11 protein-coding genes and 2 pseudogenes are annotated in these 15234 nt (G+C 70.9%); 8 read left to right on the top strand and 5 right to left on the bottom strand.

The window, feature by feature from the left end:
- Positions 1-152 precede the first annotated feature (152 nt).
- From ABZ896_RS03385 to ABZ896_RS03375, 3 genes and pseudogenes are all read left to right on the top strand, one after another.
- A pseudogene (locus ABZ896_RS03385) lies at positions 153-975 on the top strand (IS5 family transposase).
- 60 nt (positions 976-1035) lie between these two features.
- Positions 1036-1590 (top strand): YcxB family protein, encoded by a 555-nt coding sequence (locus tag ABZ896_RS03380; RefSeq protein WP_360921136.1) that lies wholly within the window; start codon positions 1036-1038, stop codon positions 1588-1590.
- Between the two features lie 245 nt (positions 1591-1835).
- Entirely contained in the window at positions 1836-2042 is a 207-nt protein-coding gene (locus tag ABZ896_RS03375; RefSeq protein ID WP_360921133.1) for a hypothetical protein, read from the top strand.
- On the opposite strand, the gene ABZ896_RS03370 is transcribed toward ABZ896_RS03375, so the two are convergent.
- Positions 2039-2188, bottom strand: a complete 150-nt coding sequence (locus ABZ896_RS03370; RefSeq protein WP_360921130.1) for a hypothetical protein — start codon at positions 2186-2188, stop codon at positions 2039-2041. The genes ABZ896_RS03375 and ABZ896_RS03370 overlap by 4 nt on opposite strands.
- 1006 nt (positions 2189-3194) lie before the next feature.
- Positions 3195-3425 (bottom strand): annotated as a pseudogene (locus tag ABZ896_RS03365) (radical SAM protein); the annotation flags it as partial.
- A gap of 134 nt (positions 3426-3559) precedes the next feature.
- Between ABZ896_RS03365 and ABZ896_RS03360 the strand changes: the two are divergent.
- The 5 genes from ABZ896_RS03360 to ABZ896_RS03340 all read left to right on the top strand — a co-directional run bounded on the left by ABZ896_RS03360 (position 3560) and on the right by ABZ896_RS03340 (position 11096).
- Positions 3560-4003, top strand: coding sequence for an SRPBCC family protein (locus tag ABZ896_RS03360; protein WP_360921127.1), 444 nt, complete (start codon positions 3560-3562; stop codon positions 4001-4003).
- Positions 4004-4167: 164 nt separating this feature from the next.
- Positions 4168-6513 (top strand): MFS transporter, encoded by a 2346-nt coding sequence (locus ABZ896_RS03355; RefSeq protein WP_360921124.1) that lies wholly within the window; start codon positions 4168-4170, stop codon positions 6511-6513.
- 159 nt (positions 6514-6672) lie between these two features.
- On the top strand, positions 6673-9153 hold the full coding sequence (locus tag ABZ896_RS03350) for a SpoIIE family protein phosphatase (RefSeq protein WP_360921121.1): 2481 nt from the start codon (positions 6673-6675) through the stop codon (positions 9151-9153).
- A 157-nt stretch (positions 9154-9310) separates the two neighbouring features.
- Entirely contained in the window at positions 9311-10036 is a 726-nt protein-coding gene (locus tag ABZ896_RS03345) for a class I SAM-dependent methyltransferase (protein WP_360921118.1), read from the top strand.
- Between the two features lie 112 nt (positions 10037-10148).
- Positions 10149-11096 (top strand): superoxide dismutase, encoded by a 948-nt coding sequence (locus ABZ896_RS03340; RefSeq protein ID WP_360921115.1) that lies wholly within the window; start codon positions 10149-10151, stop codon positions 11094-11096.
- A gap of 63 nt (positions 11097-11159) precedes the next feature.
- Here ABZ896_RS03340 and ABZ896_RS03335 read toward each other — a convergent pair whose 3' ends face one another.
- From ABZ896_RS03335 to ABZ896_RS03325, 3 genes are all read right to left on the bottom strand, one after another.
- Positions 11160-13757, bottom strand: coding sequence for an immunoglobulin I-set domain protein (locus ABZ896_RS03335; protein ID WP_360921112.1), 2598 nt, complete (start codon positions 13755-13757; stop codon positions 11160-11162).
- 92 nt (positions 13758-13849) lie between these two features.
- Positions 13850-14389 carry a hypothetical protein gene (locus ABZ896_RS03330; RefSeq protein WP_360921109.1) on the bottom strand — a complete coding sequence of 180 codons (540 nt, stop codon included), beginning with the start codon at positions 14387-14389 and terminating at the stop codon, positions 13850-13852.
- 85 nt (positions 14390-14474) lie between these two features.
- Positions 14475-15119: a hypothetical protein gene (locus ABZ896_RS03325; protein ID WP_360921106.1), complete on the bottom strand. Its 645-nt coding sequence runs from the start codon at positions 15117-15119 to the stop codon at positions 14475-14477.
- Between the last annotated feature and the right edge of the window lie 115 nt (positions 15120-15234).

Below are 15234 nucleotides of genomic sequence, written 5' to 3'. Positions count from 1 at the left end.
CGTTCCGCCACTGGCGCGGCACCAGTAGACGATGCTGTCCGTTGCGCTCGGCCGGGCCGCGGTCGACGCCGGACACCGGGTCTTAGAACTCCTAACGAAATGATCTTCGAGGTGGTTGGATCACTCCAGGACTGGTGATCCGGGGGTGCGGGGTGGCTCGGCCGAAGCCGTGGGAAGTCGATGACGAGTTGTGGGCGGTGATCGAGCCGCTGCTGCCCAGGGTGGAGCGTCGGACCCGGCATCCGGGACGAAAGCGGCATCCGGACCGGTTGGTGTTCCAGGGCATCCTGTTCGTGCTGCACACGGGGATCGCCTGGGAACACCTTCCGCAGGAACTCGGCTTCGGGTCGGGCATGACCTGCTGGCGCCGGGTGGCCGAGTGGACCGAGGCTGACGTGTGGCCTCGGCTGCACGAGGTCCTCCTCGCGAAGCTGCGCCGCGCAAATGCCCTGGACTTCTCCCGGGCCGCGGTCGACGGCTCTCACGTACGGGCGTTAAAAGGGGATCCAAGACCGGACGAAGTCCTGTCGACCGGGGCAGGGCGGGCAGCAAACACCATCTGATCACCGACGCCACCGGCATCCCGCTCGCCGCCACGTTGACCGGCGGCAACCGCAACGACGTCACTCAGCTCGTCCCCCTGCTGAAGGCGGTACCGCCGGTGTGGGGCAAGCGCGGCCGGCCCAGGCGCCGCCCGGATGTGGTGCTGGGTGACCGCGGCTACGACCACGACAAGTACCGCCGCCTTGTCCGGGAACTCGGTGTGAAGCCGCTGATTGCCCGCCGGGGCACCGAGCACGGCTCCGGCCTGGGCACCCAACGCTGGGTCGTGGAGCGGGCCTTCGCCCATCGCACTGGTTCCGCCGCTTGCGAATCCGTTGGGAGATCCGTGACGACATCCACGAAGCCTTCCTCACCCTCGGATGCGCACTCATCTGCTGGAGGCGGCTCGTGGCCTTGCCACCGACAGGGTGATGCACGGAGCCTGGGGCCCTGGCCAAGGCGGTCCGTCGGGTGCCGCTACGATCCCGCTCCATGGAGAACGAGGAGCGGGAGGCGGCACCGGCGTCGGCCGGTGTCGAGCTGGCCTATCTGCCGACCCGGGCCGACATGGCCGAGGCGCTGCACGCACGGTCTGGCTCCCCCGCACACTGGTGGCGTCTTCCATTGATCGCCGGGCTGATCACGACGGCCGTTCCCGTGCTTCTCCTGATGCTCGCGGCACCCAAGAGCGTGACCGTGCTGGTGGCCGCAGCCCTGTGCCCAGTACTGGGGAGCCTCGTGGGCGGGTGGGTGAACCAGCTGTACCGAGTGCGACAGATGACCAGGTACGCGCGTTCCCAGGGCGAGTACACCATGCAGGCGGACGACAACGGCATACACGCCGCCACGGAACTTGTGGAGACCACGATCCCCTGGGCGTCGTTCCGCCACTACATCGAGACGGCGAACCTCTTCATACTGGTCATCGACGACACGGTGGGCGGAATGGCCCTGCTGCCGAAGCGCGGACTGCGCGACGGAGCGGACATCGACGGGATACGTGCAGTCGTCGCGCGGCATCTCGCACCCCGTCCGTCCAACGGCTGATCAGACGGCGACACCCCGCGTCAGCCCGGGTGCTTGGACTCCCGCCAACCTGAAGCCGACTGGGCCCTGTCCAGTTCTGGACAACACATCGTCAGCCAGCTGCGGTTGCGGATCACGCTCTCTCATTACCCCAACGGCACACAGGAGTGACACCCGCATTCCGTTAGGAGTTCTTATTCACGACCGCCGACGAACTCGCCGTCAAGTGCCACAAGGCCGCCCTCGGAAGACGCTGGAAGCCTCGCATGCGGTTCTTCGCCGGTCCGAGGCTTTTGATCATCGTCCTCGGCTATCTCGCGCTGCCCGAGGACGGCGCCTCCGCCCTGTTCCAGGTGATCAACCAGCGGTATCTGACATCAGCGAGCGGGAAGCCGGGTCTTCGGCATGTGATGCATGGACTGGCCCCTGTTGGTCTGGTGCTGGAACTCCGGCCTGGTGTGGCACGCTTCTAGGCTGCGATCGGTTTCGGCCTGGTCGGTTTGTGCCGGAGGAGGGCTTTGAGGCGGTCCCGTTGCTCGGGGGTGAGTGGGGGCGCCTGGTCGGCCAGTTCCTGGGCGTAGCGCCGAATGTCGGCGATCTCCGCAGCTGTCAACGCCATCGGTGATCTCCTCACCAAGGCGTACATCCTCGACGACGGCCATGATGCTGGACCGCCGCGTCACCGGGCCGGGCAGCTCGCGGCATCCGTTCCGGTTGGATCGGCCGGCAGGGGAGTGAGGCGGCTCCGGGGCCTTCGACGGCGCCGGCCCGTCGTTCGGGTCCCTGGGACCGAAGCGCCCTCTGGTTGGGCATCGGTATCTGCGCGCTGTGCGGCTGCAGTCCGGGGCGTGGGTTCGCAGCCGCAGTGGGCTGAGCGTGGTGCCTGCTCGGCACCGGCTGCCGTACACCGCGCACGCCTGTCAGGCCTGCGCGGCGTACGGCTATCGAAGCGGCAACGGCGCCCCTGGCTTGGATGGCCAGTAGGGGCATCGGGCGGAGGGCGACAGCGGCCGCAGCTGCAGTCTGTAAGTTCCTGAAGAGTTCGAGGATTCTATCGCGGGGAGTCCCCGATGCGCATTTCTTGTTCACCGGCGAGTTCGCCATGGCGCAGCCTCGGCCCGGCGCCCGGGGCGGATGATGGTGTGCCCGCCACGCGGCCGTGCGATCCCGTCAGGCGGTGCGGGGGCTCATCGACGGGGCCCGCCTCTCCGTGAACGCCGACGAGATCTTCCGCGACCTGGTGAATCCCGAGATGGCGTCGACTTGGAACAGGCGGGCCGCCACCGTGGCACCCAGCGCGTTCGCCCGCTCCGTCGGCAGGACTGCCTCGACGGTGTCCTGGGAGGCTGACGCGTTCCTGGAGTGTGGCTGTTGCTGGTGTGTCGGTTACCGGCGCTTCGCTGTGCGGTCGCGCAGCAGCAGCCACTGACTCGCGTCGGCGCCGTCTGAGCGCGCAGCCGGTCCGTGCAGCAGTACGGCGTAAGCCGTCCTCTCCGCCTTGTTCGGCGCTGCATACTGGCCTGGCGCCTCCGGGGTCGGGAAGGACCTCGTCATGCCTTTCCATGCCTTGTCCGCGTTCGGAGTGCTGAGCGTCGGCCCTCCCGGGCTCAATAGAGTCAGGCAGTGCAGTACACGCACGCGTGCGTGCAGCCCCGGTAGGGGTTCACCGTCCACTCGAACGGCATGCGGGAGGCGCCCGGCACCCGGTTGATGATCGAGCGGGCCCGGATCTCGTGGAACGTGATCCCGGCGAACTCGGGCGTGTCGAAGGTACGGCTCACCACCGCGTCGGCGCCGAACAGGGCGGCGTCGGCCCGGCTGTGTTCAGTGGAGTCGGTGAGGTTCTCCCAGCGCATGAGGCCTCCTCGGTAGCACTGCTCCCCGAGTGAAACACTTGTTCGATTTCTTGCGCAACCCCGATTTGGGCGGCCGTGGCCCGGGGTGGTTGGCTTGCCCCAAGCCCGAGAACTTGAGGTCCTGGAGGATGTCGATGGCGCAGGTCGAGGCCACTACGGAGCGGGTCGTCGCCGCGGACGCGGAGAAGGTGTTCGACGCCCTCGCCGACTACAGCGGCACGCGCGCGAAGGTGCTCCCCGAGCAGTTCAGCGAGTACGAGGTGCGCGAGGGCGGCGACGGCGAGGGCACCCTCGTCCACTGGAAGCTCCAGGCCACCAGCAAGCGGATCCGGGACTGCCTCCTGGAGGTCACCGAGCCCACCGACGGCGAGCTCGTCGAGAAGGACCGCAACTCCTCCATGGTCACCACCTGGCGGGTCACCCCGGCGGGCGAGGGCAGGTCCCGGGTCGTCGTCACCAGCGTCTGGAACGGCGCGGGCGGCATCGGCGGCTTCTTCGAGAAGACCTTCGCGCCCAAGGGTCTCGGCCGGATCTACGACGCGGTCCTGGAGAACCTCGCCACCGAGGTCGAGAAGTAAGCGGGTAGGGAAGTAAGTCCCCGGCGCCCCGCGGATGTTGATCTCGGTCACCGGATCGAGTGGATCTCCGTACGGCCCGCCGGTACGCCGTAACTCGTCGCACTTGTTCGCAGTTGTCGCCCAAAGCGGGAAATGCGTGACAGGTGCGACGAGGGGAACGGTACGTGGGCGGAACCACTCTGGTGCGGGAAGAACCGGTCGCGGAGGTTCCCGCCCCGGCCGCCGAACTCGGCCCCCGCCGCGTGCGGTTGGTCTTCTTCGGGCTGATGCTCGCCCTGCTCCTCGCCGCCCTGGAGCAGATGATCGTCGCCACCGCGCTCCCGAAGATCGTCGGTGAGCTGCACGGCCTGGACCGGATGTCCTGGGCGATCACCGCCTACCTGCTCACCGCCACCGTCGGACTGCCGGTCTACGGCAAGCTCGGCGACCTCCTCGGCCGCAAGGGCGTCTTCCAGTTCGCGATCGTCGTCTTCGTGATCGGCTCCGCGCTGGCCGGCCGGGCGCAGACCATGGACCAGCTGATCGCCTTCCGCGCGGTCCAGGGCGTCGGCGCGGGCGGTCTCATGATCGGCGTCCAGGCGATCATCGCGGACATCGTGCCGCCCCGGGAGCGCGGCCGTTTCATGGGCCTGATCGGCGCCGCCTTCGGACTCGCCTCCGTGGCGGGCCCGTTGCTCGGCGGCTACTTCACCGACCACCTCTCCTGGCGCTGGTGCTTCTACTTCAACGTCCCCTTCGGGCTGGTGACCCTCGCCGTCGTCACCGTCGTGCTGAAGCTGCCGAAGCCCGCCGTGCGGCCCCGATTCGACGTCCTCGGCGCCCTGTTGCTCGCCGCGGCCTCCACCTGTCTTGTCCTGCTGACCAGTTGGGGCGGCACCGAGTACGCGTGGGGCTCGAAGGTGATCCTGGGGCTCGGCGCGGGAGCCCTCGCCGCCACCGTGCTCTTCCTCGTCGCCGAGCGCTTCGCCGCCGAACCCCTCATCCCGCTCCGGCTGTTCAGGGACTCCGTCTTCACCGTCACCGCACTGGTGGGACTGGTGATCGGCGTCGCCCTCTTCGGCGCGGCGAGCTATCTGCCGACCTTCCTGCAGATGGTCGACGGGGCCAGCGCCACCGAGTCCGGGCTGCTGATGCTGCCCATGATGGCCGGCATCGTCGGCGCCTCCGTCGTCTCCGGGCAACTCATCAGCCACACCGGGCGGTACAAGATCTGGCCCGTCCTCGGCAGCGCCCTGGCCGTCGTCGGCATGTGGCTCCTGTCCCGCCTCGAAGCGGACACGCCCCGGCTGCACTACAGCCTCTGGATGGCCGTCCTCGGCGCCGGGATCGGCATGGTGATGCCGGTGCTGGTCCTCGCCGTGCAGAACTCCGTGCGCCCGGCTGACTTGGGGACGGCCACGAGTGCCAACAACTATTTCCGACAGATCGGCGGCAGCGTCGGGGCAGCGATCTTCGGCACGCTCTTCGCCCACCGGCTCGCCGACGCGCTCGCCGAGCAACTCCCCTCCGGTGCGGGCCTCCCCGACCCCGAGTCCCTCACCCCGCAGCTCGTCCACGCCCTGCCCCCGGCGCTGCGCGACGGCTACATCCGGGCCTACGCCGACGCCATGCCGCGGATCTTCCTCTACCTCGTGCCGGTGCTGGTCCTCGGCCTGCTCATCGCCTTCTTCCTCAAGGAGAAACCGCTGGTGTCCCACAACGCCCCCGACACGGAGACGGCGCCGATCCCGCAGGCGCGTTCACCGCACTCCGCGCAGGTCCCCGTCCGCGGGACGGTGCGCAACTCCGACGAGACCGTCGTGCCCCGCGCCGCGCTCACCCTCATCGACGTCGCCGGGCAGCAGATCGGGCGCGGCGCGAGCGGCGCGGACGGGCGGTACGCGCTCGCCACGCCCGGACCGGGGTCGTACGTCCTGATCGCCGCCGCGGGCGGGCACCAGCCGCAGGCGGTCGCGGTCACCGTCGGCGAGCGCCCGGTCGAGATCGACATCGTCCTCGGGGGTGCCGGACGGCTCGCGGGCCGTGTGCACACCGCCGACGGCACCCCGGTGCGCGACGCCACCGTCACCCTCACCGACGTGCACGGCGAGGTCGTCGCCACCACCCGCAGCGGCCCCGAGGGCGGCTACGTCGTCACCGAGCTGGTGGCCGGGGAGTACACCCTCGCCGCCAGTGCGAGCGCGTTCCGGCCGGCCGCGCTCCCCGTCACCGTCCAGGCCGCCCGGGAGACCCGCCAGGACGTCGAACTCGCGGGCGGGGCGGTCCTGCGCGGCACCGTGCGGGCGAGCGGCGGACGGCCCGTCGAGGACGCGCGCGTGACGCTCCTGGACGCGGCCGGCAATGTCGTGGACACCCTCACCACCCCGGCGGACGGTGCCTTCCGCTTCGTCGACCTGTCCTCCGGCGAGTACACCGTCATCGCCGCGGGCTACCCGCCCGTCGCCACGGTGCTGCGGGTGGCGGGCGGCGGACGTGCCGAGCGGGACCTCCAACTCGGGCACGAGGACTGAGAACCGGTGTGCGAGGCGGGGCGGGGTGTTCACCCCGGGCGCGCGCCGGGGCGATTCGCCACCGTCCAATTCCCGCATTGCCGCACACCGTGACCGGACGGAGCCGTACGGTGGAGTAGGCCAGATCTTGCGGAGCCGTGGGGAGAGAGGGCCTGCGCCATGGGTAACGGCAACGACCGTGGCACCGAGCGGGACACACCTTCCGGCCACGGAGGGAACGGCGCGGTGGAGGGATCCGCCGCGGCCGGACGTATCCCGCTGGCCGTGGTCGTGGTGGACCGCGACGGGCTGGTGTCCCACTGGAGCCGGGGTGCGCGCCGGCTGTTCGGCGCCTCCCGGGAGGAGGCGATCGGCCGTCCGGCGGTCGACCTGCTGCCCGTCTCCGGCGCCCTGCCCGACGAGGACGAGTCCCCGTCGTACGCCACCTACGGGGCCGCCTACGACGGTCTCGGCCCCGATCTCGAGTCCTCCCTGGACGGCAGGCTCTCCTACCCGGCCGCAGGACGCGCCCGTCTCACGGTGAGTGGGCCCGACCGCGTCGACGTCCTGTGGTGGGCCTACCCGCTCGTCGGGCCGGGCGGTGAGCGCCTGTTGGTCCTCGCCGCCGACGCCGAGGGGCTCCACCAGGACCTGGACCCGGCCGAGGGCACCCTCGCCGTCGAGCGGATCGCCCCCGCCTTCGCCCTGCACACCGACTTCCCGGGCGCCGACGAACTCGCCCGCCGGCTCCCCGAGATCCTCCCCAGCATGAGCGTCGGGGAGAGCGCCCGCATCGTCGCGCAGATCCTCGAACTGGGCTATCCCGTCCTGGAGTTCAGCCAGAACGACCGGGTGCCCGTGACCCCCGACTGGGGGGTGCCCCGGCGCGCCGAGCGCAAGGCGCGGCGCGAGCGGGCGGCCAGGGCGCTGGCCGAGGGGCTGCCCGTGCTGCCGGACGAGGCGGACGAGGGTGAGGACCTCGAATACGTCGCCGTACGCGAGCGGTTGGAGTTCCTCAACGAGGTCAGCGGGAAGATCGGCACCTCCCTCGACCTGTCCCGGACCATCGTCGAGGTCAGCCGGGCCGTCGTACCGCGCTTCACCGACGTCGCCGGCACCTATCTGCGCGAACAGGTCGTCGCCGGCGAGGGGTTCCCCGACGGCGTGCCCGACACCACCACCATGTGGCACCGGGTCGCCCTCGAACACACCGACGAGCCCGGCCGCTGGGACGACGTGGTGCCGGTCGGGGAAGCCATGCCGTTCCCCGCGCACACGCCGTTCTTCCAGTGCATGACCAGTGGCGAGCCCGTCCTGGTGCCGCGCATCAGCGAGCAGATGGGGCACGCCATCGCCTCGCAGTTCGAGAAGCGCGACATCCGGCCGCTGATCACCGGCCGCTCCATGCTCGTCGTACCGCTCAAGGCACGCAATGTGGTCCTCGGGTTCATGATCCTGCTACGGCACCCGGAGCGCGTCGAGTTCAACGACATGGACCGCGTCACCGGCGCCGAACTCGCCGCCCGCGCGGGCCTCGTGCTCGACAACGCGCGCATGTACACCTTCCAGGAGTCCGTCGCCGAGACGCTCCAGGACAGCATGCTGCCGCACATCCCGCCGCGCATGGCGGGCTGCGACATCGCCACCCGCTATCTGCCGGGCACCCTGCTCGGACGCGTCGGCGGCGACTGGTTCGACTCGGTCAAGCTGCCGGGAGCCCGTACCGCCCTCGTCGTCGGCGACGTCATGGGACACGGCCTCAACTCCGCCGCGATGATGGGCCAGTTGCGTACGGCCGTGCAGACCATGGCCGCGCTCGATCTGCCGCCGGCCCAGCTGCTGCGCAACCTCGACGACCTCGCCCAGCGACTCGGCGACACCTACCTCGCGACCTGTCTCTACGCCGTCTACGACCCGATCGCGAGCGAGCTGCACCTCGCCAACGCGGGCCACATCCCGCCGGTGGTCGTGCGGGCCAGGGACGGTCGCAGCGAGCTGCTGGAGCTGCCCACGGGGGCGCCCATCGGCGTCGGGGGAGTGCCCTTCGAGGCGGTACGCGTGCGCGTGGAGCCCGGCGACCGGCTGCTGATGTGCACCGACGGGCTGGTCGAGGTGCGCGGCGAGGACATCGGGGTGGGGCTCGCCACGCTCACCGAGACCGCGGCGCATCCGGCCGCCTCCATGGACGACGCGTGCGACACCATCATCCGTGCGCTCAACACCCGTGGCGGGCGCAAGGACGACGTGGCGCTGCTGATGGCCCGCCTCAACGGCATCGAGCCGGACGACGTCGCCGAGTGGCGGTTCTCCCCGCAGCCGGTCGAGGTCGGGCGGGCCCGCGCGGTGGTGCGGGAGCAGCTCCACGAGTGGGGGCTGGCCAAGCTCGCCGACGCGGCGGAGCTGATGGTGAGCGAGCTGGTCACCAACGCCGTACGGCACACCCGCCGGCGGCCTGTGGAGCTGCGGCTGGTGCGCGGGGACACCTTGCTGTGCGAGGTGGACGACGACGACCACGACCTGCCCACGCTGTTGAGCGCCGGGCCCGAGGACGAGCAGGGGCGGGGGCTGCGGGTGGTCAGTACGTTGGCTCGGGAATGGGGAGCCAGTCGTACGAAGGACGGGAAGACCGTCTGGTTCGAGATGACCCTGCCCCGGCGCTGAGACACCTGTTCCCCGCGCCCCCGGAGCGCACCAGCGCGCGTTTCTCGAACTGGGGGTGAAGGAATGCGCCATGTGCTTGTTCACGCTGCCCCGGCGCGATACACCGTATTGTCCTGCCAGGTGTGGCGGGATGCCTTCGTAACCTGGGGAGTTGGGCATGGGCGTGACGGGTCGGTATCGGGATGCCTGGGAGGGGTTCTGGCGTGACGCTCCGGGGCGGCAGGGGGCCGTGTTCTGGGACGCGGAGCCGGTCCTGACGGCGGGAGTGCACCTCGCGCACTTCGAGCCGCTGATGCTGGACCCGGGGCTGCCGATCGTGGACCTGGGATGTGGCAACGGCACGCAGAGCCGTTTTCTCGCCGCCCACTTCAGCCGGGTCGTCGGCGCGGATCTGTCCGCCGCCGCTCTTGACAAGGCCCGCGACGCCGACCCCGACGGGCAGGTGACGTACCGGCTGCTGGACGCCTCGGAGAAGGGCGAGCCGGAGACACTGCACGCCGAACTCGGCGACGCCAACGTCTACATGAGGGGCGTACTGCACCAGGCCGCCCCCGAGGACCGGCAGCAGCTCGTGGACAGCATCGCCGCGCTCCTCGGCGACCGGGGCCGCGCCTTCCTCGTCGAGCTGTCCGAGGCCGCCAAGCCGATCCTGGTCGGCCTCGCGCAGAGTCCCGAGGGGCCGCCCGCCAAGCTGGCGCCGATCTTCCAGCACGGCATCGCGCCCGGCGAGGTCGCCGACGAGGCGGTGCCCGTGTACCTCTCCGCGGCCGGGCTCACGGTCGTCGCCCACGGCGAACTGCCGCTCATCACCACGGAGTACCGGCCCGACGGCACCCGGATCGAGCTGCCGTCGAAGTGGTGGGTGGTGGGGCGCACGCTCTGACAGAAGGGCGGTGCATCGGGGGAACTCCCGTGGCGGACGGTTCGTTTGATACGAACAGATTCGAAACTTGCGTCAAGTCAAGGTCATCTCGTCCCCCACGGAGGCCCCCCGCATGACTCGACCCCACCCCCAGCCCACCCGGCGTGCCGTGCTGGGTGGTGCAGCCGCCCTCGCCGCGCTCACCGTCACGGCAGGTGCCGGTACGGCGAGCGCGGCCCGCAACGCCACCTGGCCGACGGAGTTCACGCTGCCCGACGGCTGGCTCCCGGAGGGCATCGCCATCGGGAGAACGCCGTACGCGTACCTGGGCTCGCGGGCCAACGGCGCGATCTACCGCACCGACCTGCGCACCGGCGAGGGCAAGGTGCTCTACGCCGGTGCCACCGGCCAGATAGCCGTCGGCCTCAAGACCGACCAGGACGGGCTGCTGTACGTCGCCGGGAACACCGGCGTCGCGCGCGTGCACGACGTCCGGACCGGCGAGGTGCTGCTGAGCTACCAACTGTCCGAGGCCACCGGCCACTTCATCAACGACGTCACGCTGCTCGGCGACCGCGCCTGGTTCACCGACTCGCGGGCCGCGGCCCTGTACTCCGTCCCGCGCGGCAGCCGATCGGGCGAGGTCCGCACGCTGCCGCTGACCGGCGACTGGGTGCAGCTGCCCGACGTCAACAACGGCAACGGTATCGTCGGCACCCCCGACGGCCGTGGTCTGATCGTCGTCAAGAGCACCCCGGGCGAGCTCTACAACGTCGACCCCAGGTCCGGGTACGCAAAGAAGATCACGCTGGTCGGCCAGGACACGGTGGTCAACGGGGACGGTCTGTGGCGCATCGGCCGCACCCTGTACGTCGTGCAGAACCGGCTCAATCTGATCAGCGTGTGGGACCTCGACGCCAAGGCCACCACCGCGACCCTGCGCACCACGATCACCGACCCGCGGTTCGACGTCCCCACCACGGCCGCCCGCTTCGGCAACCGCCTGTACCTGGTCAACGCGCGCTTCACGACCACGCCGACGCCCGAGACGACGTACAACGCCGTCGCGGTGTCGATCTGACGCACACCGGGCGATGCGCCCTGCCCGAGGAGGGGAGGGCGCATCGCCCGATGACGGGTGGAGCTACTGGGCGTCGGCCCGGCGGCCGCGGCGGTAGGCGACCCAGCCAGCCGCCACCAGGGCCGCGGCGAGCGCGGTGGCGGAGACCACGGTGACGCCGGTGGAGGCGAGGCTTCCGCCGGCGGTGGAGGTTCCCGAGGTGGAGCCGGCGGTGCTCGTGCCGCCGGTGCTCGTGGAGGCCGTGCCGCCCGTCGAGGCGGAGCCGCCGGTGTCCGAGCCGCCCGTGTCGCCGCTCTGCGGGTCGGTGTCCACCGGGTCCTGGCCCACGAAGCTCACCGGCACCTTCACGTCCTGCGAACGGTCGCCGGAGAGGGTGTGGTCGGCGCGGGTGGCCAGCACGCACGTCGCCTTGAAGCAGTCGGTGAACTCGTCCTTCGCGTCCACGGTCAGCTCGACCTCGAAGGAGCCGCCGTCGCCGTACGGGGTCGCCAACTCCTCGCCGTAGTCCGGCGGGTTGGAGGAGATCCACGCCGAGGAATGGGACTCGCCGCTCATGTCGACGCCGCCGATGCACGGCGTGGGCAGTTCGCCGTCGCCGTTGTCGACGCACAGGGCGACGTAGATGCCCTTGTCGACGTCGTAGCCGGAGCCGGTGACCTTCAGCTTCTGGCCGGTGAGGGCCAGGTCGTTGACCGGGGTGACGGTGAGCCTCTGGCCCTCGGTGCCGGTGACGGTCTTCGTGCCCGACGGCTCGGCGGGGTCCCCGCCGTCTCCGTCTCCGTCCCCGCCGCCGTCGCTCGCGGCTTCCTTCACCGTCAGTGTGATCGGTGAAGTGCGGGTCGTGCCCACGGAGTTGGTGAACTCGGCGCGGTACGCGTAGCCGTCCTGGCCCGCCTTCGCGGTGAAGGCGTACGCGTTCGCCGTCGCGCCCTCGATCGTGGACCAGGTCTGGCCCCCGTCGGGGCTGACCTGCCAGCGCACGGTCGGCTCCGGAGTCCCCTCGGCCGCCGCCACGAAGCTCACCCGGTCGCCGGGGGCCACGGTCTGGTCGGTGGGGGACTGGGTCACCCTGGGGGAGACCCGTACGTCGAGCTTGAGGACCTTGCTCTCGGCCTGCTTGGTGACATAGACCGAGGTCGCGCCCGGGGCCACGGCGATCCCGGCATAGCTGTTGACCACGCGGCTGCCGGGCAGGGTGACCGGCTCGGCGACCTGCTCGAAGGTGGTGGCGTCGAGGATCTGGAGGGAGCCGTTGTTGTCCGCGCCGTCCTCGGCGGTGCCGTAGTCCTCGCGCAGCACGAAGGCGCGGCTGGTGGCCTTGTCGAAGGCCGCGGCGAGCGGACGGTCCTGACCTGTGAGGGTCTTGAGCGGCTTGGCGTCCTTGTCGAGGACGAGTACCGAATCGCCGCTGCCCACCCAGACGTTGCCCGTCGTCGGGTCCACCTCGGCGAAGAACACCGAGTCGGCGGCGGGGAGTTCGGCGGTGGCGGTCACCTCGAAGGTGGCGGTGTCGATCCTCCTGAGCACCTTCTTGCCCTCGGCGGTGCCGACGGACCAGGCGGCGCCGTGCGCGGAGTCGACGGCGAGCAGGGAGCCGCCCTCAACTGCCGTGCCGCGCTTGACGTTTCCGGTGACGGTCTCGACCTCGGAGAGCGTGGCGCCCTGCGCGACCAGCGTGGTGGCCGCGGTGGTGCCCGGACCGACGCCGGTGACCGTGGCGCCGTTCAGCCAGACGCCGCCTGCCGTGGTGTCGCCGTCCTTGGCGGTGCCGATGCCGCGCAGCGGGAAGTGGAAGACGACACCGTCGCCGGGCAGCGGCGCGATGATCTGGCGGACCACCCGGTTGGCCAGGGTGCCGCCCGCGCCGGGCGCCTGGGCGACATGGCTCAGGAGCTTTCCGTCCTGGGGGTCGAGCGCGTAGAGACCCTGCTCGGCGATGTCCGCCGTGTCCACGATGTTGTCCGAACCGACGTACAGCTTCCCGGAGTCGGGGTGCAGCAGCAGGTCGAGGGGGCGGCCCGCGGTGGTGAACTCGGCGGACCGGACATAGCTGACGGTGCCGGCCGGGACGTCCACGCCGTCGCCGCTTCCGTCCCCGGGGTCCTGGCCCTCGAAGGTGATCGGGATCCGGACGTCCTGGGAGCGGTCGCCGGTGCCGTTGTGGTCGACACGGGTGACGACCGAGCAGGCGACCGTGAGGCAGTCGAGGCCGCTGTCCTTCGCCTTGACGTTCAATTGGACGTCGAAGGTGCCGCCTTCGCCCCACGGGATCGCGACCGTGCCCGCGCCCTCGCCGTCGCTGCCCTCGGGGATGATCCATGCCGAGGAGCCGCTGCTGCCGGACTGGTCGGCGCCGCCGAGGCAGGGGGTGGGGATGCGGTTGTCGCCGTTGTCCTTGCAGACGGCGACGTAGACGCCCTTGGTGTCGTCGTAGCCCTCACCCGTCACGCGCAGGGTCTCGCCGGCCGGGTCGAGGTTCGCGGAGGCGGAGACGGTGAGCTTCTGGCCGTCCTTGCCGAGCCCCGTGCGGGGGGTGTCGGCGGCCCGGGCGGGCGAGCCGACGGTCACGGCGGTGGCCGCGGCCGCCACCAGGGCGGCGGCGCCGAGGAGGGCCGCGGGGCGTCTGAGCCGTCGTACGGACTGCCGGTCGTTCTCTGTCATGGAGGTTCCTCGGCGGAGGGGAGGCGGGGAGAGGGAGATGCCGGAACGGGCCGGCCGGACGGCCGGCCCGCGGACCAGGGGGCTACGACGGCTTACTGGAAGGTGATCGGGACGTGCACGTCGTACTTGCGGTCGTTCGTGTCGAAGTGGTCGGCGCGGGTGACGACCGCGCACTCGACGTCGACGCCGCAGACACTGCCGTCCTCAAGGGGCGCCTGGACGTAGATGTTCACGTCGAAGGTGCCGCCGGTGCCGAACTTGGAGCTGTTGGCGAACATGCCGCCGAAGGTGTTGTTGACCCAGTGCGAGGCACCGGTGGAGCCGGTCTCGTCCTGGCCGCCCAGGCACGGGGTGGGCTTGGTGTCGCCCGGGTTGCCCTCGACCACGCACAGGCCGACGTAGATGCCCTGGCTCGTGTTGAAGCCGGAGCCGGTGACGTTGACGACCTGGCCGGCCGCGGCGGCGGTGTCCGGGGCGGTCACCGACAGGGTGTACGTGGTGGTGCCGTCGACGATCGTGCGGGTCGAGGTGGCGGCGGAGGCCGAGGTCGCCAGGCCCAGGGTGAGGGCGGCGGAGGCGGCGACGGCGAGGCCCGTGCGGGCGGCGGTGCGGGCGGAGAGAACGGATCTCATGGTGAGCGTTACACCTTTCAAGGAGGTGCCCAACTCCGGGTTGAAGTTAGGTAAGGCAAACCTAAGTTCACGAGGTGAGGGTTTGTCAACGGACGGTAAAGCGCGTGATCGCTCCCCGCTCCCCGCCGACGGAGCGCAGCTCGACGGTGTGCTCACCCTCGGCGGCCGTCGCGTACACCGGGAACGCCTGGGCGACACGGCCCTCCGCGTCGGCCACCGCCTGGTACCGGGTGTCGGCGTCGATCGTGACGAGGACCACCTCGCCGCGCTCGAAGTCCGCACCGGTGACGGTCTGTTGGCCGCCCCCGGCGGGCAGGGAGTCGAGGGTGACCGACGCCGACGGGGCACTCCGCACCACGGGAGCGGCGGTCGGGGCCGGCTGCGATGTCTGTGCGGGCTCGTCCTCGGGGCGCGCGCTCGTACCCGTCCCCACGGTCACATCGAGCACCCCGAGATCGGCCCCTGGCGCGAACTCCCGCCCGCTCCACGCGGTCAGCAGCCGCGCGCCCTCCTCGGTGAGGGATGCCCGCAGCCCGGTCCAGGTCACCCCGCTCTTGCGTACGACGGGTCCGGCGCCCTCCGACGAGACGTCCGCCAGGGCGAGTTCACGGGCCTGGCCCTCGACGGCCGTGCGGGCGTGGAGGGCCCCGGAGTCGCCGTCCAGCTCCAGCCGCAGCGCGCCGAGCGGCAACGGCTCGGTGAAGCCGCCGAGTTGGGCGGCGCCGCCCAACTCGACCTCGGCGGAAGCGGGCCCGGGCCGAGGAGGTTGCGCGGGCGCAGGGGACGCGGCTCGTGCGGTGCGTGATGGTCGGGGAGATCTCCGACGTGACGGCGTCCTCGGGAAG

The sequence above is a fragment of the Streptomyces sp. NPDC047072 genome (assembly GCF_040643855.1).
Classification (GTDB): Bacteria; Actinomycetota; Actinomycetes; order Streptomycetales; family Streptomycetaceae; genus Streptomyces.
Note: the sequence above shows the minus strand (reverse complement) of the source record. Positions and strands in the feature narration are given on the sequence as shown.

Bases quoted from the DNA above. Each gene is read 5' to 3' on its own strand.
- ABZ896_RS03380 (WP_360921136.1), top strand. From the start codon at position 1,036: ATGGAGAACGAGGAGCGGGAGGCGGCACCGGCGTCGGCCGGTGTCGAG.
- ABZ896_RS03375 (WP_360921133.1), top strand. From the start codon at position 1,836: ATGCGGTTCTTCGCCGGTCCGAGGCTTTTGATCATCGTCCTCGGCTAT.
- ABZ896_RS03370 (WP_360921130.1), bottom strand. From the start codon at position 2,188: ATGGCGTTGACAGCTGCGGAGATCGCCGACATTCGGCGCTACGCCCAG.
- ABZ896_RS03360 (WP_360921127.1), top strand. From the start codon at position 3,560: ATGGCGCAGGTCGAGGCCACTACGGAGCGGGTCGTCGCCGCGGACGCG.
- ABZ896_RS03350 (WP_360921121.1), top strand. From the start codon at position 6,673: ATGGGTAACGGCAACGACCGTGGCACCGAGCGGGACACACCTTCCGGC.
- ABZ896_RS03345 (WP_360921118.1), top strand. From the start codon at position 9,311: ATGGGCGTGACGGGTCGGTATCGGGATGCCTGGGAGGGGTTCTGGCGT.
- ABZ896_RS03340 (WP_360921115.1), top strand. From the start codon at position 10,149: ATGACTCGACCCCACCCCCAGCCCACCCGGCGTGCCGTGCTGGGTGGT.
- ABZ896_RS03335 (WP_360921112.1), bottom strand. From the start codon at position 13,757: ATGACAGAGAACGACCGGCAGTCCGTACGACGGCTCAGACGCCCCGCG.
- ABZ896_RS03330 (WP_360921109.1), bottom strand. From the start codon at position 14,389: ATGAGATCCGTTCTCTCCGCCCGCACCGCCGCCCGCACGGGCCTCGCC.